This window comes from Polymorphospora sp. A560 (assembly GCF_045781765.1).
Lineage (GTDB): Bacteria > Actinomycetota > Actinomycetes > Mycobacteriales > Micromonosporaceae > Polymorphospora > Polymorphospora lycopeni.
Genome location: NZ_CP122282.1, coordinates 2494847 through 2515639, shown reverse-complemented (window position 1 = coordinate 2515639; position 20793 = coordinate 2494847). Strand labels below are relative to the sequence as shown.

Genomic DNA, 20793 nt, shown 5'->3' with positions numbered 1-20793 from the left:
GGGCGCGTCTTCGAGACCCGCCCATTGTTTTCGGCTTCGTCTTTGACTGCCCGATCTTCCGTCGCAGATGCGGCGAGGCGGCACCCGTGTGGGACGGTCGCCGCACCGCCGACTTAAGTTCGACGACCAGTTCGACCTCGACAGGAGCGTCGAGGGGCAGCACAGCGACCCCTACGGCGATGCGTGCGCGCTGTCCTCGCGGCCCAAATGCTAGGTCCAGCAAGTCGCTCGCGCCGTCGGCAACTCCCGGTTGCGCGGTGAAGGAGGGGTCGCTCGCGACGTAGACGGTCACCTTCACGACCGAAGCGACGCGGCCAAGGCCGCCAGCTACGGCAGCGATCGCGGCGAGTGCGTTGACAGTGGCCTGTCGGCTGCACTCCCTGCCGTGCTTCAGGGTAACTTCCCGGCCGAGCTTGCCCCGGTGCAGCAGCTGACCGGCACGGAGCGGGAGTTGGCCCGAGGTGTACACCAAACGGCCGTTGCGGGTGGCGGGCACGTAGTTGGCGAGAGGCTCGGGAGAGACCGGAAGTTTGATGCCCGCTGCAGCAAGTCGGGACACCGGATCGATCTGCGTATCCACGCTCAGCCCTTCTCGAAGACCAGCGTTCCGCCGATCCAGGTCTGCATGACGGTCAGGGCGGCCAGATCCGTCGGCTCGGTCTCCAACGGGTCCGCAGACAGGATGACGAAGTCGGCGAACTTGCCGACCTCGAGCGAGCCGACCCGGTCTTCCCAGCCGATCGAGAACGCCGACCACTCGGTGTACATCCGCAGCGTCTCCTCGATCGTGACCGCCTCCGGGGCCTCTAGCACGTCGCCGTCGTTGGTACGGCGGGTGACCGCGGCCTGCATCGCCGGGAATGGGTCGTGCTGGTCCTCGGTGATGCCGATCGCGTCGGAGTTGCCCGGGATCGGCAAGCCGTGGTCGATCAGCGTACGGAACGGCATCACGGCCCCGATCCGGTCGCTGCCCAGGTGCGCGACGTATCCGGCCGCGGTGGTCAGGATGAAGGCCGGCTGCGGAACGGGGACGACTCCGGAAGCTACCAGCCGCTTGATCCGTTCGTCGGTCATGAACATGTTGCCCGCGTGTTCGATGCGGTGCCGGGCGATGCCGTGCCGCTCGGCCGGCAGTGCCAACGCGCCGTCGAGAGCCTGGTCCAGGGCACGGTCGCCGATCGCGTGCATGGCGATCTGCAGGCCCGCATCATCGGCGGTGGCGACCAGGGCGGCGACCTCCTCGTCGGTGAACGCGAGTTCGCCCCGGTAGCCGGGCTGGCCGGGGTAGTCGCCGTGGAGGGCGGCCGCCCCTGCGGTGAGCCCGCCGTCGAGGAAGACCTTGAAACCGGCCATCGCGAGATGGTCCGGGTCGAGGGCGTCGATCCGGTCCCTGGTACGGCCGGTGCGAACGTCCTCGGCCGACACCACAGCCTCCAGCTTCGGGTACAGCGCGGCGCGCAGGACCAGGTCACCGTCGGCAGCGAGCGAGGCGATCGCTTCCAGTCCTGCACGGTGCAGGGGAATGTCGCCGACGGTGGTCACGCCGACGGCCAGATAGCGGTCCTGCACTCGTTTGATCGCCGCCGCGAGATCCTGGACCGGCGGCTGCGGGCCGCCGAGAGGCTCGAACATGTCGTAGGTGCGGCCGGTGGCGACGCCGGTGGTCGGGTCGCGCTCGATCCGGCCGCCGGGCGCGTTCGGGGTGTCGTCGTCGACACCCAGCAGCCGCAGGCCCAGCGAGTTGAAGACGTTGAGGTGGTAGCTCGACCTGTACATCACCGGGTGGGTCGTGCTGACCCGGTCCAGGTCGTGCCGATCGGGATAGCGCCCCTCGGCGAGCTTGAGATCCTGGTAGTGCTCCCCCTGACCGAGGATCCACTCGCCGGCGGTCGTGGAGTCAGCGCACTCGGCGAGCACCGAGACGATCTCTTCGATGCTCGATACCCGCGACGAGCGGCAGTCGATGGCGAGCTCCCAGGAGTAGGCGAGCAGCTCCAGGTGGGAGTGGCAGTCGATCAGCCCGGGGATCACCACCGCACCGGCCAGGTCGACGACCCGCGCTTCCCCGGCCCCCGCGAGAATCTCCTCTGTCGTCCCGGTCGCCGTGATCCGGCCGTCCTCGGTGCGAAACGCCTCGGCGACGGTTCCGGCCCGGTCCATCGTGCGGACTTGGCCACCGACGAAGCACACGGTCTGTGTTGGCACTGCTCTACCTCTTTCTGGGCATGTTTGTGAAGCCGCCGTCGCGGGTGGGGCCGACGGTGGCGGGTCAGGGAGTGCTTCAGCGGACGGCAGGCATCTGTACGGTCTTGGTCTCCAGGTACTCCTCGACGCCGAGCCGTCCCCGCTCCCGTCCGATGCCACTGCTGCGCATGCCACCAAAGGGCAGGGCCGGCTCGCTGACCAGCGGAGTGTTGACGCCGACCGAGCCCGCTTTGAGCTTGCGGGCAACCGCGGTCGCGGCGGCTTGGTCACCGCCGAACACGTACGCGGCGAGGCCGTACTCGGTCGCATTGGCCAACCGGACGGCTTCGTCGATGTCGGCGCAGCGGACGACGCTGAGCACCGGGCCGAAGAACTCCTCGTCGAGTACGGCGGGCTGGCTCTGTCCCTCGGCGGTGAGCAGTGTCGGTGCCAGGAACGCGCTCGCCTCGTTCTCGGCAGTCCTGACGGCGCCCGCGACGACGGTCGCGCCGCCCGCCACGGCCTCGGCCAACTGCGCCTCGATCCGTCCCACGGCCGCGTGGTCGATGAGCGGGCCCATCGTGGTCGCCGGGTCGCGCGGGTCGCCGACGACGATCTGGTCGACCGCCGCGGTGAGTTCGACGACCAGGTCGCCGGCCTTCGACTCGACGACGTACACCCGGTTGGCGGCCATGCACGCCTGCCCGGAGTTGAGGAACCGCGCCCGGACCAGGTCCCGCGCGGTCTGGACGACGTCGGCGTCGGGTAGCACCACCGCAGCCGCGTTGCCACCGAGCTCGAGGAGGACCCGCTTGATCGAGGATGCGGCCTTACGCATGACGAGTTCGCCCACCTTCCGCGACCCGGTGAGGCTGATGCACGCGACCTCGGGAGCGTCCAGCAAGGAGTCACTGACCCGCTGCGGATCGCCGGCCACGACGACGTTCAGGACACCGGCGGGCAGACCCGCCTCCTCGAAGCAGCGTGCGATGGCCAGCGCGGTGAGCGGCGTCTGCGGGGCCGGTTTCAGCACGACCGTGCAGCCGGCCGCGAGCGCGGCGCCGACCTTGCAGGCCACCATGAATGCCGGGAAGTTCCACGGCGTGATCGCCAGGACCACCCCGATCGGTTCGTGCAGCACGAGGGCGTCGCGTCCGGGCGCCACGTCGGTCCAGGCCTCGCCGGGGAGACGAAGCGTCTCGTGACTGAACCATTCGAAGAAGCGGACCGTGTTGCGGGCCTCGCCGATCGCCTCCGCCAGCGGCTTGCCGGTTTCCGCGCTGATGAGTTCGCCGACCGCCTCGACCCGCTGCCCGAGCAGGTCGGTCGCTCGGCGCAGGACCTCGAAACGCTGCCAGCCGGTCGCCGACGACCACCCGTCGAGGGCGGCCGCCGCCGAAGCGACCGCTGCGGCGGCCTGGTCGGCGTCGGCGTCGCCGACCGCGCAGATCGTGGCCCCGGTGGCCGGGTCGTGGACCTCGAACGTGTCCGGGGAGGTCACCCAGGTGCCGTCGATCCACGACCCCGGGCTGTCGCCCACGAGCCGTGCGACCAGGTCGGCCGGCCGGCTGCTCATTGCGCGTCCTCGGCGGTGCGGGCGGTGTACTCGGCCTCGCCGACCTCTCCGGTCCACTCGACTTCGCCGAAGTGGAGCACCAACTGGATCAGTTGGGCGGACGCGGTGGCGCCGTGCCAGTGCTCGACGCCGGGCTCGGTCCAGACGACGTCGCCCGGACGCATCACCACCACCTCGCCGCCGCGCTCCTGGATCCAGCCCTCGCCGGAGACGGTGTAGAGCATCTGGCCGCCCGGGTGCCGGTGCCAGTGCGTGCGCGATCCGGGTGCGAAGAACATGTTGAGGGCGCGGGTTCCGCCGTCGGCCAGGACGATGTCCGACCAGACCTGTCCGGTCGTGGTCGCCGACCGCATGGCCGACACCCGGTCCGCAGGGATACCTCGTCCGATGATCATCGTGGTCCTCTGGTTAGTGGGGTCAGGTCAGTCGGTGGTACGGCGGAGGTCGGCGAGTACGCGGTTGCTCGCGTTGTAGCCGGTGACGCCGCTCATGAAGTTGCCCGGCCAGTTGCCGACGCCGGTCAGGTAGAGCCCTTCGACCGGGGTCCGGTAGTCGGCGCAGCCCGGGATCGGGCGCGAGTCGAAAATGTGTCCGGGGACGATGTCGCCGTGGGCACCGTTGCCTTCGACGAGGGCGAATTCCCGCTCGAGGTCCAGCGGCGAGTAGACGTGTACGCCGGCCAGGATCTCGGACAGGTTCGGGATGTGCTGCTCCAACGTGCTGACGACGGCCTTGCCCAGGTCGTCGCGCTGCTCGTCCCAGGTGCCCTCGGCCAGGTGGTACGGAACTCCTCGGACGCTGATGCTCACGAAGTGGCATCCCGGTGGGGTCAGTGAGGGGTCGTGCGCCGAGTCGATCATCGCGGTGACGGTGGGTCGCTTGCTCCAGCGCCCGAGTACCGCCTCGTTGTAGGCGTTCTGCAGCACGTCGATGCTGGCCGCGATCCGGAAGTTGGTGCCGAGGAAGAGACGGTTCTCCTCCTCGTTCCGAGCGGCGGCGAACCGTGGGGTGCCGTCGAGCGCGAGGTGAACCTTGGCGGAGGTGCCTTTCATGCTGACGGCCTTGGCGACGTCGTACAGGTCCTGCCCGATGTCCTCGGGGCCGACCAGTTTGGTCAGGGTCAGCTTCGGGTTCGCGTTGGAGACGACCCGGGGGGCGCGGAACTCACGTCCGTCGGTGAGGACGACACCGACGACACGCTGATCCTTGCAGAGGATGCGCTCGACCTGCGCGCCGGTGAGGATCGTGGCTCCGTGGGCGCGGGCGGACTCCGCCATCGCGCCGGTCACGGCACCGATACCTCCTAAGCAGGTTGCCGGAAGTTATGTCCGTAACTCGCCCGAGTCGACGCAGCTCCACATAGGAAGACCCCGTCGGGGGTTTGATCGAGTTACCACACAAGATCAGCCCCGACGAGGTCCCCGCCAGTATGCGCCCCGCGCACGTGTACGCCAACCCGACCGACGAGCAGTACCACCAGATCCTGGACGCCCTGCACCGGCAGTGGCGGGTCGCCACCCGCGCGATGATGGTCCTGCTGTCCGCCAGCGGAATGTCCGCCGCCGAGATCGGCGCCCTGCTGCACTACGACCCGGCCACCGTCCGCCGGTGGATCACCCGCCACAACCTCGAAGGCCTCGCCGGACTACCCGACCGGCCCCGTCCCGGACGCCCCCGCCTGGGCAGCCCACGCCTGGGCGACCGCATCCGTACCCTGCTCACCACCCCGAAGGCTTGGACCACCGGCCGGGTCTGGCGGGCGTTGGGCCGCCCACCACTGAGCCTGCGCACCGTCTACCGACGCATCCGGGAACAGGCCCGATGGTGCAGGCCCCGCCTGACCGCCAAGAGCGCCCCCGACCACGACACCGTCTGCGCCGGCATCCGCGACCAGATCGCCGCCCTGCCCGAAGGATCAGTCGTCCTCGCCGAGGACGAAACCCACCTCGACCTGCTCGCCCGGGTCCGCGCCTGCTGGACGCCGGTCGGCGTGCGTCACCGTGTCCCGACCCCGGGCACCAACCTGCGCCGCACCATCCACGGCGCGGTCAACCTGGCCACCGGCGCCTTCCACCACCACGTCTCGGTCCGCAACGTGTCCGTGGTGTTCTGCTACTTCCTCGACATGCTCCTGACCGCCTACCCCGACGCCCCCGTCGTCGCCGTGATCTGCGACAACGGCACCACCCACCACAGCGGCATCACCCGACGGTGGCTGGCCGAACACCCCCGCCTACTGCTGATCGAAGGCGCCAGATACAGCCCACAGGACAACCCCGTCGAACGGATCTGGGCCGCGCTGAAGCAGCACATCGCCAACACCGCCCCCGCCACCATGGCCGACCGGATCCGGCAGGCCCACACCTTCTTCCGCCACCGAACACCCGACCAGAACCTCACCACCACCGCGCCCTGGACCTCACCCTGGCTACCCCAGGGTTACGGACAGGACTTCTGGCCAGGCGCTTAGCGGCGCGGCGTTTCGCATCATCAGTTCGTTGTCGTCGTTGCTGCCGACGCTGCGCAGCGACTCCTCCCATAGCGGCCGCTGAAGCAGCAGGTAGCCGCTGCCCGGCGTACGCGGGCCGACGAAGTTGGTGGCGACCGCGGTGCCGGCGAAGAACGCCTGCAGTTGCGGCGACGAGAGCCGCTCCTCGAGGATGTCCGCGACCGGACCGAACATGATCGAATCGAAGTCATGACGCTGGCGCGGGGTGGTGAACCGCGCGGCCACCTCGGCGAACGACGGCGGCGGGTCGTAGAAGGAGACCTTCATCTGCCGGGCCACCGAGGCGTACAGCTCGATGACCGAGGCGTAGCCTTCGAGGTCGGCGTCCCCGTGCGCGAACTGCTCCATGACGGCCCGGCGCTTGGCCCGGTCCGGCCATGCCGGCAGGGCCCTGCCGTCCTCGAAGAGGGTCAGGGATCCGAGCGGCGGGTGGGCGAAGCGGAGTCCGTGCTTGCTCAGCTCGAGTTCCTGGGTGATGCGCGGATCGAGGCTGTGGCTGGCGTTGGCCACACTGCTCCCGCGGTATCCCGGGAAGATCTCTTCGGTGACGCAGGTGCCACCCACGATGTCGCGGCGTTCCAGGGCAAGCACCCTCAGCCCCGCACGAGCCAGGTATCCGGTGGCCACCAGGCCGCTGTGCCCGGTCCCGACGACAATCACGTCGTACGAGTGCTCCATCCGCTTCCTCTCGTTCCGTCGCGTTGCCAGGTCAGCCCAGTGGACTGATACGTCGAGCCGAGATGCGCCATCCCGCGTCGGTACGGGTCACGGTGTCGCGATAGATCGCGGCGGTGACTTCCCCTCCCGCCCGCAGGGCGAGCGCCTTGCTGTTGCACTCTGCGGTGTCGTCGTCGACGCCACCCACCACCACGTTGGTGATGTGGTGACTGACCGCGGGCGTCGCGATCGCTCTGAAGGCGGCGATCACATCATCGAGCCCGCGGGCCGTGAGACGACCCGGGTTGTCGAAGAAGACCTCGGGCGCGAACACCTCGCCGAGCCGGTCGTACTCGCGGGCGTCGAGGAGGTAGGCGACCCGGTTGAGGACTTCTTCGATCGCTCGGGCATCGGCCGGGGGCACGGGTTGGTTGGTCACTGGACTCCTTCGAAGTTCCGCACAGTGGAAGTCTGACTTCCGCAGCATAGGATGCCCCTGAATTCGAAGCCGGTCAAGCGCCCCCCGGCATCCGCGACAGCGGTCGGAAGCAGACCCCGAAGGAGACCTCGAATGACGATGCGCCAGCAGACCTGTGTCGACCGGACCTGGGTCGATGAGGCGATCCGCCGCGTCGAGGCCGATGCCACCCGCAGTTCCGACACCCACCTGCTGACCTTCGACCTGCCCGGTCGGCACGGCATCGACCTCTACCTGAAGGACGAGTCCTCGCATCCCACCGGGAGCCTCAAGCACCGGCTCGCCCGCTCGCTTTTCCTCTACGCGCTCTGCAACGGCTGGATCGGCCCGACCACGACGGTGGTCGAGGCATCCAGCGGCTCGACCGCGGTCTCCGAAGCCTACTTCGCCCGCCTGCTGAACCTGCCGTTCATCGCGGTCGTCCCGGCCTCGACCAGCCCGGTCAAGATCGAGCTCATCGAGTGGTACGGCGGGCGCTGCCAGATGGTGGATCATCCGGGGCAGGTGTACGACGAGGCGCGGCGTCTCGCTGCCGAACTCGACGGCCACTACCTCGACCAGTTCACCTACGCCGAGCGGGCCACCGACTGGCGCGGCAACAACAACATCGCCGAGTCGATCTTCGAACAGATGTCCGGCGAGGCGCAACCGGTGCCGGCCTGGATCGTCGCCAGCGCCGGGACCGGCGGAACGGCGGCGACCATCGGGCGCTACCTGCGCTACCGGCGGCACATCACCCGGCTGCTGGTCTCGGATCCCGAGAACTCGGTCTTCCTCGACGCATGGCGCCTCGGCGATCGCGGATTGCAGTCGGCCAAGGGCTCCCGGATCGAAGGGATCGGCCGCCCGCAGGTCGAGCCGTCCTTCGTGCCCGAGGTGATCGACGAGATGGTCCGCGTGCCGGACGCGGCTTCGGTCGCGACGATGCTGTGGACCTCGCGCCGCCTGGGTCGTCGGGTCGGACCCTCGACCGGGACGAGCATGTGGGCGACCCTCCACCTCATCGCCAGACTGGAGCGCAACGGCGAGCGAGGCAGCGTGGTGAGCCTGATCTGCGACGGTGGCGAACGGTACGCCTCGACGTACTACGACGCGTCCTGGCGCATCGACCAGGGCATCGACGTGACGCCGTACGTCGCCGTACTGGACGAGTACGAGCGCTCGGGGTCGCTGCCGGCGTGATCCCAGAAAGCTCGGCCACAGCTCTTGACAGCCCACACCCAGGCCACCAGCATTCCTGCAATGGAAGTCATACTTCCATTCTGCGGAAGTTCACCTTCAACCTGGTCCGTTCACCCACCGGCCGCCCAGACTAAGAAGGAAACCGTCATGCGAACATATCTCGGTGTGACCAGGGGCTGGCGTCGCGCCGGTGCCGTGCTGGCCGCAGTCGTCGTCGCCCTGGGTGGCCTCACGGCCTGCTCGGGAGGCGGCGACGAGAAGGGATCGATCACGTACGCCGGCTTCGGCGGCACCTACGAGGAGGCCGTCAAAGCGGCACTCTTCGACCCGTACTCAAAGGACGCTGACATCAAGGTCCTCTTCGACAGCAGCGGCTCCGACGTTGCCAAGCTGGTCCAGATGTCCAAGTCCGGCTCCATGACCCTGGATTTGATCGACGCCGAGGACTCCTCGCTCGCCCAGTTCATGGCCGCCGACATACTGCAGCCGATCGACTCCAAGAGCCTCGACGGCTTCGCCGACCCGAGCGCGGTCACCGAACACTCGGTGCCGTGGTACACGTTCTCGCGCAACCTGTACTGGAACAAGGACGACGTACCCGGCGGCGTCAAGTCCTGGGCCGACCTGTTCGACACCCAGCGCGTCCCGGGCAAGCGCGGCATGGTGGGGCTGCCCTGGGGGATCCTCGAAGGCGCCCTGATCGCCGACGGCGTCCCGGTCGACCGCCTCTACCCGCTCGACCTGAACCGCGCCTTCGCCAAACTCGACACCATCCGCAACGACACCATCTTCTTCCCGTCCAACGGTGACCTGCAGAACGCCATCTCCCAGGGCGAGATCGCGCTGGGCTACGGGAACCTCGCGCGGATCAAGAGCATCGCCCAGAGCGGTGCGGTGCCGCTGGAATACACCTGGGAGGGGGCCGTCCTCTCCGTCCAGCAGCTCGTCATCCCCAAGGGAGCACCGAACGAGTCGGCCGCCTTCGACGCGATCAAGTACTCGCTGCGCCCCGAGGCCCAAAAGGCGATCATGGACGAGCTGGGCTACACGCCGTCGCAGCAGTCGGTGCTCGACGGCCTCGACGCCGACACCCGCGCCGACCTTCCCGGCACCCCGGAGACCGCCAGCGGCGAGACCTTCCGCATCGACGTGGAGTGGTGGTCCGCCAACGGCGCGGACGTGCTCAAGCGCTGGCAGGACTGGCTCAACGCGTGACCACCACGCCGACAGACGCGGACCTTGCGACGCCGGCCTCCCGTAGAACGGTAGGCCGGCGCCGCCGGCGGGGCTGGGACCTGAGCGGGGTTCCGGCGGCCCTGGTCGTGACCCTGGTCTTCGTGCTCCCCGTTGCGATCCTCTCCCTGCGTAGCGTGACGGAACCTACGCTTGGCCTGGAAAACTTCACCCGGCTGCTCGGGCACTCCGGTTACGTCGACAACATCTTCCGGACGATCCTGATCTCCGCGACCTCGACGTTCCTGGCGCTGGTCCTCGGCTATCCGATCGCCTATCAGATGGTGCACGGCGGTAAGTGGCTGCGCACCTTCCTGACGGTGGCGATCATGGCGCCGTACCTGACCTCGATCCTGCTGCGGTCGTTCTCCTGGCTGGTGATCCTCGGGCGCCAGGGCCCGGTCAACAAGCTGCTCGGGCAGTTGGGGCTGGAGCCCGTCGCGATGGTGTTCACGCCGATCGCGGTCGTCGTCAGCCTCTCCCACTACCTGCTGCCGCTGATGATCCTGCCGCTGGCCGCCACGATGCGCTCGCTCCGGGACTCGCGGATGCGCGCCGCGACCAGCCTGGGCGCCGGGCCGGCCCAGGCCTTCGTCCGGATCTACCTGCCGTTGACCAAGCCCGGCATCCAGGCGGGGTCGGTACTGTGCTTCGTGTACGGCATCGGCGCGTTCGTGATCCCCGCGCTCCTCGGCGGTTCCGAGGGCAGCATGCTCGGCTCGCTGATCCACAGCGCGATCAAGCAGAGCGGCGATTACGGCCTTGCCTCGGCCGCTGCGCTCGTGCTCGGCGCCCTGGTCCTGGTCATCGTCGTCGTCTTCCAACGGCTGACCGGCATGTCGACGACCGAACTCGCCGGGCGTTCCGGCGCTGCGGCCACCCGCACCGCCCCCGTCAAGCGCGGCGGACGCGTCCTCAAGCTCGCGGGGCGCGCGGCCGGCGGGCTCGACCGCCTCGGCGTCACCCGCAGCCGACGACTCCCGAAGGTCCTGGCCACCGTTCTCGGCGTCCTCGTGCTGGCGCCGCAGTTCATCGTCATTCCGATCTCGTTCGCCGCCACCAAGGCGCTGGTCTTCCCGCCGGTCGGCTACTCGACCCAGTGGTACTCGGAATTCTTCACCGCAAGCTGGCTCGATCCGCTCGCGGTCAGCGTCCGGATCGCGCTCTTCGTGACTGTCATCGCTGGCGTGCTGGGGACACTTGCCGCGATGGGCGTCGTACGGGGAACGGTCCGTGGCTGGGGAACGCTGACCTCGACCCTGATGATGCTGCCGCTGCTGTTCCCGACGGTGGTCGCCGCTGCCGGCTTCTACGTGGAATTCGAGCGGATCGGACTCGTCGACACCGAACTGGGGATCGTCCTGGCGCACGTGACGCTGGCTCTGCCGTTCGTGTTCAGCGTGGTCAGCGCGGGGCTCCGTTCGCTCGATCCGATCTACGAGCGAGCCGCCTCCAGCCTGGGTGCGAGCCGGACGGTCCAGCTTCGCCGGATCGTGCTACCGCTGATCGCCCCGTCCATCGCGATCGCCGGCCTCTTCGCGTTCCTGACCTCGTTCGACGAGTCGACGGTCGCGATCTTCCTCTCCGGCGTGCACGTCAAGACGCTACCCAAGCGGATCTTCGAAGCGCTCTCACTCGAGACCAACCCGACCGTGGCGGTGATCTCCGTCTTCGTCATGGCCTGCGCCGCTGTCATCTGGCTCGGCTATGTGCTGTTCCGTCGCCTCACCAAGACATCGAGGAGCAAGTCATGACCGTCAGCCATGGCGCGATCCACTTCGACAACGTCCGTAAGGAGTACGGGGACCACGTCGCCGTCGACGACCTCACCCTCACGATCGAGCCGGGCGAGTTCTTCACCGTGCTCGGTCCGTCGGGTTCGGGCAAGACCACCACCCTGATGATGCTCGCCGGTTTCACCGATCCGACCTCAGGGACCATCAGCGTCGACGGCACCGACATCTCGCGCGTGCCGAGCGACAAGCGCAACATCGGTGTCGTCTTCCAGGACTACGCGCTCTTCCCGCACATGTCGGTCCGCGACAACCTCGCGTTCCCACTGGAGATGCGCAAGGAGCCGCGCGACGTCATCGCCGAGCGGGTGCAACGGGCGCTCGAACTCGTCGACCTGGCCGCTGCGGCCGACCGGCTGCCCGACCAGCTCTCCGGGGGCCAGAAACAGCGGATCGCGGTGGCCCGGGCAGTCGTGTTCGACCCGGCATTCCTGCTCATGGACGAGCCGCTGGGCGCCCTCGACCGCAAGCTGCGACAGCGTCTCCAGATCGAGCTCCGACAACTCCAGCAGGAGTTGAAGGTGACGATGGTCTACGTCACCCACGACCAGGAGGAGGCGATGTCGATGTCTGACCGCGTCGCCCTGATGAACCACGGCCGGATCGAGCAGATGGGGACGCCCCGGGAGCTTTACGAGCACCCCCGGTCCGCCTTCGTCGCGGACTTCCTCGGCACCAACAACATGCTCACGGTCCGTCCCGAGGCGCCGGGACGGCTGAGCGTCGAGAACGGCGGGTTGCTGTCGATCGACGACGGCAGGGACGTGCCCGCCGACGCGTCTGTGGTCGCGGTGCGTCCGGAGCGGATCGCGCTGACGGACATCGCGGCTACCCCACCCCCTGGGTTCAGCCACTGCACCGGGAAGGTTACGCACCGTCTGTACCTCGGCTCGCACACGATGTACACCGTCCACTCCGAGACACTCGGCCCGGTGCGGGTGCAGCTGCAGCACGATGACGGCGAGCACCCCTACCGCACCGGCGAGACGGTAGGCATGATCTGGCGGACACGCGATGTGAACCTCTTCGGCCCGACGGCCGAACGATGAAGGAGGACCAGGTGACCGAACTGGACGACGAGCCCACCGAACAACGCGGCGTCAGGTCGGTGATCCGTGCGCTCAACCTACTCTCCGCAGCCGCTCGCGGGAGCCGGACACTCACCGAGCTCGCCGGCGCGGCCGGTGTCAGCCTGAGCACCGCGTCGCGGCTATTGGCAACCCTGAGGATGGCTGACTTCCTGGAACAGGACAAGGACGGTCAGTTCGTCCCCGGCCCCGAGCTGACCGCGCTCCTATACGCCAGCGACCAGTGGTCGGGCATCCGCAAGCTCGCAGGAGAAGCCGTCTCCAACCTTCGAGACGAACTCGACGAGACCGTGGCATTCTTCGTCCGCTCCGGGCATGACCGTGTCTGCATCGAGTCCGCGGAGTCCGGCAGGCTCGTGCGGAGGGTCTGCCACCCCGGTGAGCGCGGGCCGGTGTACCTGGGCGCCGCAGGCAAAGCCCTTATCGCCTTCAGCAACGCCGAGCATGGCTACCTCGGTTTGCCGCCGGGCACCGACGAGTTCAAGACAGAGTCCGGGGCCGTGCGCACCTTGGCCGATCTGCGGGCCGAATGCGCCGTCATCCGAGAGCGTGGCATGGCCTACAGCGGTCGCGAGTCGACCGAGGAATCGTGGGCGGTCGCAGCGCCTGTCTCGCGGGGCGACCTCCTTCTCGGCGTCCTAGCCGTGGTCGTCCCGATGACCCGGTCGGACGAGCTGTACATCGCCAAGGTCCAGGCGGCTCTGCGGCAAGCCGCGGCGGCCGCCAGCCGCTGACCGCCGCACGGATCGAGCCACCAGATCCGGTGCAACCGTTTCCGCCCGACAACACCGAGGAGCTCGGTCACTCATGCCCGGACGCACTCTGCCTGGACCCGATCGGCGCGGCCTCTTCATCGGCGGTGGTTGGCGTGCGGCGGAGCAGGGAGCCACCTTCACGGTGCTCGACCCGGCCGACGGGTCCGTCCTCGCCTCGGTGGCGGACGGCTCGGTCAAGGATGCAATCGAGGCACTCGATGCCGCCGCCGCTGCCCAGAAAGACTGGGGGGCGAGTGCGCCACGTGACCGCGGGGAGATCCTGCGCAAGGCGTTCGACCTCATCCGGGGCAGGACGGACGAGCTGGCCGAGCTGATGAGCCTGGAGATGGGCAAGACCATCACCGAGGCCAGAGGCGAGATCGCCTACGGCAACGAGTTCCTCCGGTGGTTCTCCGAAGAGGCGGTCCGCATCCACGGCCGGTGGATGCACGCTCCCGATGGAGCCAGTCGCCTGCTCACCATCCGCAAACCGATCGGCCCCTGCCTCTTGATCACGCCGTGGAACTTCCCACTGGCGATGGGAACGCGCAAGATCGCTCCGGCGATCGCCGCCGGCTGCGCGATGGTGGTCAAGCCGTCCGAGCTCACGCCCCTCACGATGCTGGCGTTGGCGGACATCCTCAACGAGGCCGGGCTGCCACCAGGTGTCCTGAACGTGGTGCCGACCGCTCGTGCCGCAGCGATGAGCGAGGCGCTGATGCCGGACCCACGACTGCGCAAGGTGTCCTTCACCGGATCCACTGCGGTCGGACGGCAACTCGTACGCCAGTCGGCCGACCAGTTGCAGCGCTTGAGCATGGAACTCGGCGGCAACGCTCCATTCCTCGTCTTTGAGGACGCCGACGTCGATGCCGCCGTGGACGGCGCGATGCTCGCCAAAATGCGCAACATGGGCGAGGCATGCACGGCAGCGAACCGCTTTCTGGTCCACTCGGACGTAGCTCAGGAGTTCGCCGAGAAACTGGCCAATCGGATGGGCCGGCTGGTCGTCGGTCGCGGCCAAGACCCCGGTGTCGATGTCGGTCCGCTGATCGACGAGCGCGCCGTCGACGCCGTCCACCGGCTCGTAACCGACGCCGTCCGCGACGGGGCCCAACTCGTGGTCGGTGGTACCGCTCCTGACCGGCCGGGCTACTTCTACCACCCCACCGTGCTGCTCGACGTTCACCACGACTCGGAGATCAACGGCCAAGAGATCTTCGGGCCCGTCGCACCCATCAGCATCTTCACCACAGAGGAAGAGGCGGTACGCCGCGCCAACACAACCGAGTACGGCCTCGCCGCATATGTCTTCACCCGCGACCTCGCCCGCACTGTGCGGCTCGCGGAATCGCTCGAGTACGGCATGGTCGGCGTCAACACCGGACTGATTTCGAACCCGGCCGCACCGTTCGGTGGCATGAAGGCCTCGGGATTCGGCCGAGAGGGCGGCTTCGAAGGAATCGAGGAGTACCTCGAGACCACCTACGTGGCGCTGCCAGTCACGTTGCGACAAGCTGGTTGATTGGCACCGTTGCGTTATCGGATCGATGGGGTTTTTGTCCCCGTGTAGGGTCTGCGGTCAGATCGCTTCGGCGAGTTCGGTGAACGCCACGGCGACCTGCCTTGCGGGCGGGCCGTCGAGTCCGAGTTCGTAGGCCTGGAGCAGGAAGCGGAACAGGTCAAGGCCCTGTTCTCCGTCCAGGTCGACGCCGCACGAATCACCGCCGTAGCCGAGCAGGCCGTGCCACTGTGGCCGGTGTGACCGGCGACGCGCCCTGCGGCCGGAGCGCAGGGGCGGGATCAACGGTTGGGCCGCCTGCCAGAAGTCGTCCGGACCCCGGGTCTGCACCATGTCGTCCACATCGATCATCACCCAAAGAGGATGGCAAGCCAGGCCAGCATCACCATCTGGGATGGCCCCTGACCGTGCTTCCAGGACTGGCGACCGCTGTGACGGTGGGGTCCGTAACCGGAGCGGACGCAGCCGTCCAGGTCCGCCGGCATGTTGGCGGCCGGCGCTGGTGGACGCCATCAAGATGACGCCCGGCGGCTTGATCTGACCCGCAGTTCCACGTACTGCCGGGATCCTATCTACTGCGCGTCGCTTTGCGGCGATCCTCGGCGGTTGCCGCGTAGGTGACGTGGTCGCGTTGGCAGTGCGGGGGCGTCGGCGGTGATGACGGTGTCGCGCAGGTCGCCGATCTGATCGAGTAGCGGCTGGAATCGGGTGGTCTCGTTGGTCTTGCCGTCGACGTCGGTGCTGGCCAGGACCACGCCGGTGGCCCGGTCGCAGGCGGCCATCACGTGGCGGGCGGCGGTGTCGGTGGTGCGGGATCCGCGCAGGGTCTTGCTGTCGATGGCGATCGCCCGCCTGCCAGTCGATGTGTCGGCGGTGCTGCGACCGGAGAGCCAGACGCCGATGGTCGCGGTCAGTCGTTGCGGATCGAGGGCCTGCAGTAGCCGGCGGATCGTCGCCTCGGATGGCCGTCGATCGGGGGTGATGCCCAGGGCGAGAGCCGTCGAGGCCGGAACGTCGGCGACCCACTCGGCGATGGCCGTGTAGGAACGGTAGCCGGCCACCACGGCGCACACCGCTGCGGTCACCACGACCGGCAACCGGTGTCGGACACCTCGCCGGGCCCGCGGATCAGGCAGATCGGCGAGCGCTGCGGGCAGCCCACCGGCGGCTTCGGGTCATGCCCGTCTTGCTGCCACCAACAGCGGCGCTTCTACTCCAAGCCACCCAACCTGGACACCATCACGACTTTGCCGGGGCCCTGGTCCGCTCCTTCTCGCCTGCGTTCCGCAGCTTCGCTTCGATATAGTCCGCGAATCTGCGGCTTGAGCTGGGCAAACACGGGTAGGCCCGGTGGCGAGGCGTGTCACTAGGCCGCGGCATTCAGGCTGGTCAGGCGGTTGCGGGTATCGCCTCGATGACGCGGGGCGGTTCGGCGACCTTCAGCTTGGCGAACAGGGCCTTCTGGGGCTGGGACAGCTCGGTGCGCTGGCAGAACGTGCCGGCGGGGCCGGTGAACACGCCGATGTGCAGCCGCTCGACGTCGGTGCGGATCTTGGCCCAGGTGTGGCCGGTGGTGGTCTCGGCGACGCGGATGAGCAGCAGCGCCAGCCAGCAGAGCAGGATGTGGGCGCGGATGCGGTCTTCGCGGCGGTGGTAGACGGGCCGCAGGTCCAGGGTGGTCTTCATGTCGCGCCAGCCGCGTTCGATCTCGAGGAGCTGCTTGTAGCCCAGCGCGATGTCCTCGGCCGACAGCTTCGGGTCGGAGCAGCGCAGCAGGTACTTGCCGTCCAGGCGCTGCTCGGCCTTGATGGCGGCGGCGTCGACTCGTAGCAGGCCCTTGGGTGTGACGCGCAGGTAGCGGTTGAGGCCAGGCTTGGTGGAGATCACCCCGCGTAGCTCGGCGCGTTTTGTGGCGTTGAGCTTGTCCGAGCCGTCGATCTTGTCGGTGAGCTGGGCGATCAGCCGTTCACGCACGGCGGCGTCGCGCTCGGCGGCTTCGGGGTTGAAGCAGATCACGAACCGGTCGTCGGCACCGATGTTGACCTCTTTGACCTGCAGGTTGTCGGCGACGGTGGCGTAGCGGCCCTGCCGGGCCAGGGCGGCGTCGGCTTCGGCGGTGCCGGCGCGCAGCTTCTCGCCGAGGATGTAGCCGCCTGCGCCCTGCTGCAGGAACCTTCTGTTCTCGGCGGAGGCGAAGCCGCGGTCGGCGACCCACACGATCCGGGCGAGACTCCACTCACGCATCTCGGTCTTGACCTGGCGGATCAGCGCCGAGTCGCCCGTGTTGCCCGGCCAGCACCACACCCGCACCGGGATGCCGGTGCGGGTCACGGCCATGCCGACCACGACCTGGGGCAGGTCGTCGCGGTGGTCCTTGCTCTTGCCGTGGGTCCGGAACCCGGCCTGCTTGACCGCGGCCGGGTCGCCTTCGTCGACCACGCGGCCCTTGTCGTCGCGCCATGCCAGGTCGTCGGCCTCGTCCAGTTCGAAGTACGTGCTGGTCGTGTCGAAGAACAGCAGGTCGACTTCGAGGTTGAGCAGGTCGGCGATGCTGTCGTAGATCGCCCGGGTCAGCGCGGGCTCAACGCCGATCAGGTCGTCCATCGCCCGGTAGCAGGCGTCGTCGGTGACGTTCGGCAGGCCGGGCAGGTGCACGTCGTGGCAGACCCACTCCGATGCCGCCAGCTTGCTCGACGGCTTGAGCGCCCGGTTGGCGACCAGCGCGAACAGCACCCGTTCGACGTCGACCTCACGACGGGCGGTATTGACCATGCCTCGCGCGATCTTGTCGATACCCAGCTGCCGCCACAGGCCGTCGAGCAGCCACGCCCCGCCCAACGGCCGCGACTCCAGAAACGACAGCCCCGTCGGCGCGGCTGCGGCGAGGGCGTCGGCCGGGTCCAGCAGGCGTGACAGCGCGTCGACCAGGCGACGCACCCCGGCGACGTCCAGCTGGTCCTCTCGGCCGAAGGAGTACAGCACCCGCGTCTTGGACGCCTTCGCGATCGGGTCCCACTCGTTGTGGGCCAGCTGCAGGTAGCGGATCGTCTGCCCGTCGCGGGTCTTGCGCGTCGACGCCTTCACGTACACGGCCCAGACCGTACACCGACTATGACCACCGCAATAGATCAGCAGCTAGTAGAAGTTATCCACAGGTAGGCGTGTCACTAGGCGTTTTCGCCGTTTCCGTCAGGCCGCGACGCCTTGAGCTGCAGCTTCAGGTCCGCGCGCCGACTATATCGACGCGAAGCTGCGGAACGCAGGTCTCGCGAGTCAATCCGCTGACGCGCTCGGAGCCGTGTTTGCATTTGTGGCGAGACTCGGTTTCCTGCTCGATGATCAAATCCAGAATTGGCGTCGGGTTAGCTCGGCACGCGGCCTCGGCGACCATGAGCGTACCGGCGGGTGAGACCATGATCGTACCGTCGAGATCAAACCACTCGACGTCGGCGAGAATCTCTCCGACCGCGGCCAATTCCCCAGCGCTGGCGAACTCGACCGGCTCCTCACTCAGCACCGCAAGTACCGGGACGGCGCTCACCGGGCGACCTGCGCAGCGATGCCTGAGGGCAACCGGGTCGCGACCTCGTTGTCCACGATTCCTCAACCTCCCTCGGCCCACGGCTGATCGGCCGATCAGCAGAGCGAGTCCAGCAGGAGCAGCAGCGCAGCCGATCCGGTGACCGCTCCCGTCAGGTCGCACCACTCTTCGATCGTCCCGCGACCGCCGCCGCGCTCGGTGCCCTCCAGTGCTACCCCGGGCAGCCCGGCGGCCAGCGCCGCGTTGACGTTCGAGGAGGACCAGGCACGTTGGGTTACCGGCTGGTCGTGTATTGCCGCCATGGCGCGCACCGCCGCGCGGACCAAGGGGTGCGTCGCACCGCCGGGCAGCGTCGCGGCAGGCTGCTCGTGTACCACGTCGACCTGCGCCAGTACCCCTGTCTCGGCGGCCACCACGCCCGCCTCGGCGCGGACGGTCGCGACGGCGTCGTCCAGCCAACGCTGATCGGTGGCGCGCACGTCCACCCACAACTCGCCGCCGGCCGGCGAGTGGTTGTACACCTCACCGGCGTGGATGCCGTTGACCCGCAGCACGCGATGCCCGTCCAGCGGCGGCGTGGGTGCCCGGGCGGCGAGCCGCTGGGCGAGCCGGGCGAGCGCGTCCGGCACCGCAGACACCCCGCTGCCGAGACTGTGCCGGCTGAGGCCGCTGATCCGCACGGTGAGGTGTCGGATTCCGATCGCATTGAAACTGACCGTGCCCACCCCGCCCATCACGTCGATGAACCCGTCTAGGCTGGCAGCGTACCGGCCGACCAGTTCGCGGGCGCCGGTCAGGCCAGTCTCCTCGCCGGTCACGAACGCCACCAGCACCTCGCCCCGTGGTCGCCAGCCGAGCGTGCGGGCCATTCGCAGCACCGCAAGCACGGTCGCGTCGCCGCAGGTGGTGTTGACCCCGGCGCCGATCATCCGGCCGCCCTGCCGCCGGGCCGGCGCGCGGCCGTGCAGCGCCGCCACGGTGTCCAGGTCGTCCACCGTTGCCACCACCGCCAGCCGGGGCCGCCGGCCGCCCGGCAGGTGCCCGGCCGCGGTGCCCAGCCGGGCGTAACAGTTGGGGGTGGCGTCGACCCAGACCTCATCGACCAGCCCCGGCTCGCCCAGCAGCCGCTCGACCACCGCCAGCCGGGCCGATTCCGCGCCCTTCGGCGCCGGCCGTGCCGCGACCGCAAGCCAGTCGGCGACCATCTGGTCTCGCTGGGCCCACGCCGCGGCGAGCACCGTCCCGGGGTCCAGCCGTGCTTCCGCTCGCCAGTGCATACCGCGGGAACATACCGGCATCCATCTGTTCGGCCGATCGGTCGCATCGGCGGCAACTGTTGGACGGCGCCGCGGCCGGCTTCCTACGGTCGGCGAGGCAAGGGAGTGATTCGACACCGCGGGAGGAGATGGCCCATGAGCCGGGCGCCGACCGTCTGCGTCACCGTCGACTTCGACGGACACGCGCTGTGGCTCCAGTGGGACTCCGCGTTGTCGCCGACCCGCATGTCGCGGGCGGACTTCGGTGGTGAGGTCGGTATGCCCCGGCTGCTGGACCTGTTCGCCACCGAGGAAGTCCTCGCGACGATCTACGTTCCCGGCCACACCGTCGAGACGTTTCCCGAGGTGTGCCGCCGGGCTGTGGCCGAGGGGCACGAGATCGGCCATCACGGATACCTGCACAAGGACCACACCCGGCTCTCCGAGGCGCAGGAGCGCGCCGAGTTCGAGCGGGCGTTCGCCGCGTATGACAAGGTGTTGGGCCTGCGCCCCACCGGGTTCCGGGCACCCGGCGGCGACCTGTCCACAGACACGCTGAGGCTCGCCGCCGAGTTCGGCATCGGACACGACGCCTCGGGCATGGGTCACGACGTGCTGCCGTACTACGCGCGCCGGGGCGACCGGTGGACCCCGGACGGGCCGCTGCGTCGTGGTGAGCCGCTGGACGTGGTGACTCTCCCGGTGCTCTCATCGATGATCGACGTGCCGCAGATGGACTTTCTCATCCAACCGCCGATCTCCGGGCTGCACGGGTACGACAAGATCCTGCGAATGTGGCTGGACGAGTTGGACTGGATGTGCCAGACCCTGCCCGACGGTGTACTCACGCTGATCCTGCACCCCTCCAGCGCGCCGCGCGGGGCCCGGCTGCGGGTCGTGCGCGACTTCCTCCGGCACGCGCGCTCACGCGGCGTCCAGTTCCGGCGCCACCGTGAGGTCGCCGCTCGGTTCCGCGCCGAGAACCCGTTCTCGCCGGCCGCGCCGTGTTGACCGTCGCG

19 protein-coding genes and 1 pseudogene are annotated in these 20793 nt (G+C 68.7%); 8 read left to right on the top strand and 12 right to left on the bottom strand.

The window, feature by feature from the left end:
* Positions 1-115 precede the first annotated feature (115 nt).
* The 5 genes and pseudogenes from QCD66_RS11455 to QCD66_RS11435 all read right to left on the bottom strand — a co-directional run.
* Positions 116-568: pseudogene (locus QCD66_RS11455) on the bottom strand (RidA family protein); the annotation flags it as partial.
* A gap of 14 nt (positions 569-582) precedes the next feature.
* Positions 583-2205 carry an amidohydrolase gene (locus QCD66_RS11450; protein WP_375735560.1) on the bottom strand — a complete coding sequence of 541 codons (1623 nt, stop codon included), beginning with the start codon at positions 2203-2205 and terminating at the stop codon, positions 583-585.
* A 76-nt stretch (positions 2206-2281) separates the two neighbouring features.
* Positions 2282-3760: an aldehyde dehydrogenase family protein gene (locus QCD66_RS11445; RefSeq protein WP_375735559.1), complete on the bottom strand. Its 1479-nt coding sequence runs from the start codon at positions 3758-3760 to the stop codon at positions 2282-2284.
* Complete coding sequence (locus QCD66_RS11440; RefSeq protein ID WP_357543962.1) at positions 3757-4155, bottom strand: cupin domain-containing protein; 399 nt, start codon at positions 4153-4155, stop codon at positions 3757-3759. The genes QCD66_RS11445 and QCD66_RS11440 overlap by 4 nt, the downstream gene beginning before the upstream one ends.
* Before the next feature lie 27 nt (positions 4156-4182).
* Positions 4183-5058, bottom strand: a complete 876-nt coding sequence (locus tag QCD66_RS11435) for a phytoene desaturase family protein (RefSeq protein ID WP_407567241.1) — start codon at positions 5056-5058, stop codon at positions 4183-4185.
* Between the two features lie 131 nt (positions 5059-5189).
* Between QCD66_RS11435 and QCD66_RS11430 the strand changes: the two genes are divergently transcribed.
* Entirely contained in the window at positions 5190-6230 is a 1041-nt protein-coding gene (locus QCD66_RS11430; RefSeq protein ID WP_375737361.1) for an IS630 family transposase, read from the top strand.
* On the opposite strand, the gene QCD66_RS11425 is transcribed toward QCD66_RS11430, so the two are convergent.
* Both QCD66_RS11425 and QCD66_RS11420 read right to left on the bottom strand, forming a co-directional pair.
* Positions 6189-6947: a phytoene desaturase family protein gene (locus tag QCD66_RS11425; RefSeq protein WP_407567115.1), complete on the bottom strand. Its 759-nt coding sequence runs from the start codon at positions 6945-6947 to the stop codon at positions 6189-6191. The genes QCD66_RS11430 and QCD66_RS11425 overlap by 42 nt on opposite strands.
* A gap of 31 nt (positions 6948-6978) precedes the next feature.
* Positions 6979-7350 carry a nuclear transport factor 2 family protein gene (locus tag QCD66_RS11420; protein ID WP_375735557.1) on the bottom strand — a complete coding sequence of 124 codons (372 nt, stop codon included), beginning with the start codon at positions 7348-7350 and terminating at the stop codon, positions 6979-6981.
* A gap of 147 nt (positions 7351-7497) precedes the next feature.
* Between QCD66_RS11420 and QCD66_RS11415 the strand changes: the two genes are divergently transcribed.
* The 6 genes from QCD66_RS11415 to QCD66_RS11390 all read left to right on the top strand — a co-directional run bounded on the left by QCD66_RS11415 (position 7498) and on the right by QCD66_RS11390 (position 14980).
* On the top strand, positions 7498-8586 hold the full coding sequence (locus QCD66_RS11415) for a PLP-dependent cysteine synthase family protein (RefSeq protein ID WP_364222596.1): 1089 nt from the start codon (positions 7498-7500) through the stop codon (positions 8584-8586).
* A 147-nt stretch (positions 8587-8733) separates the two neighbouring features.
* On the top strand, positions 8734-9801 hold the full coding sequence (locus QCD66_RS11410) for an extracellular solute-binding protein (RefSeq protein WP_375735556.1): 1068 nt from the start codon (positions 8734-8736) through the stop codon (positions 9799-9801).
* A 155-nt stretch (positions 9802-9956) separates the two neighbouring features.
* Positions 9957-11573 carry an ABC transporter permease subunit gene (locus QCD66_RS11405; RefSeq protein ID WP_357543967.1) on the top strand — a complete coding sequence of 539 codons (1617 nt, stop codon included), beginning with the start codon at positions 9957-9959 and terminating at the stop codon, positions 11571-11573.
* Positions 11570-12661 carry an ABC transporter ATP-binding protein gene (locus QCD66_RS11400; RefSeq protein WP_364222589.1) on the top strand — a complete coding sequence of 364 codons (1092 nt, stop codon included), beginning with the start codon at positions 11570-11572 and terminating at the stop codon, positions 12659-12661. Before QCD66_RS11405 ends, QCD66_RS11400 begins: the two co-directional genes overlap by 4 nt.
* Before the next feature lie 11 nt (positions 12662-12672).
* Entirely contained in the window at positions 12673-13434 is a 762-nt protein-coding gene (locus QCD66_RS11395) for an IclR family transcriptional regulator C-terminal domain-containing protein (protein WP_357543969.1), read from the top strand.
* A 73-nt stretch (positions 13435-13507) separates the two neighbouring features.
* The gene (locus tag QCD66_RS11390; protein WP_375735555.1) at positions 13508-14980 is read left to right on the top strand and encodes an NAD-dependent succinate-semialdehyde dehydrogenase; all 1473 of its coding nucleotides are present in this window, start codon (positions 13508-13510) and stop codon (positions 14978-14980) included.
* 57 nt (positions 14981-15037) lie between these two features.
* Here QCD66_RS11390 and QCD66_RS11385 read toward each other — a convergent pair whose 3' ends face one another.
* The 5 genes from QCD66_RS11385 to QCD66_RS11365 form a co-directional block, all read right to left on the bottom strand.
* Positions 15038-15331: a hypothetical protein gene (locus QCD66_RS11385; RefSeq protein ID WP_375735554.1), complete on the bottom strand. Its 294-nt coding sequence runs from the start codon at positions 15329-15331 to the stop codon at positions 15038-15040.
* Between the two features lie 218 nt (positions 15332-15549).
* On the bottom strand, positions 15550-16065 hold the full coding sequence (locus QCD66_RS11380) for an ISAs1 family transposase (RefSeq protein ID WP_375735553.1): 516 nt from the start codon (positions 16063-16065) through the stop codon (positions 15550-15552).
* A gap of 301 nt (positions 16066-16366) precedes the next feature.
* Positions 16367-18067 (bottom strand): IS1634 family transposase, encoded by a 1701-nt coding sequence (locus QCD66_RS11375; protein ID WP_407567114.1) that lies wholly within the window; start codon positions 18065-18067, stop codon positions 16367-16369.
* 127 nt (positions 18068-18194) lie between these two features.
* The gene (locus QCD66_RS11370) at positions 18195-18518 is read right to left on the bottom strand and encodes a hypothetical protein (RefSeq protein ID WP_375735518.1); all 324 of its coding nucleotides are present in this window, start codon (positions 18516-18518) and stop codon (positions 18195-18197) included.
* A gap of 95 nt (positions 18519-18613) precedes the next feature.
* Positions 18614-19795: a M20/M25/M40 family metallo-hydrolase gene (locus QCD66_RS11365; protein ID WP_375735517.1), complete on the bottom strand. Its 1182-nt coding sequence runs from the start codon at positions 19793-19795 to the stop codon at positions 18614-18616.
* 135 nt (positions 19796-19930) lie between these two features.
* Between QCD66_RS11365 and QCD66_RS11360 the strand changes: the two genes are divergently transcribed.
* The gene (locus tag QCD66_RS11360; protein WP_375735516.1) at positions 19931-20785 is read left to right on the top strand and encodes a polysaccharide deacetylase family protein; all 855 of its coding nucleotides are present in this window, start codon (positions 19931-19933) and stop codon (positions 20783-20785) included.
* Positions 20786-20793 lie beyond the last annotated feature (8 nt).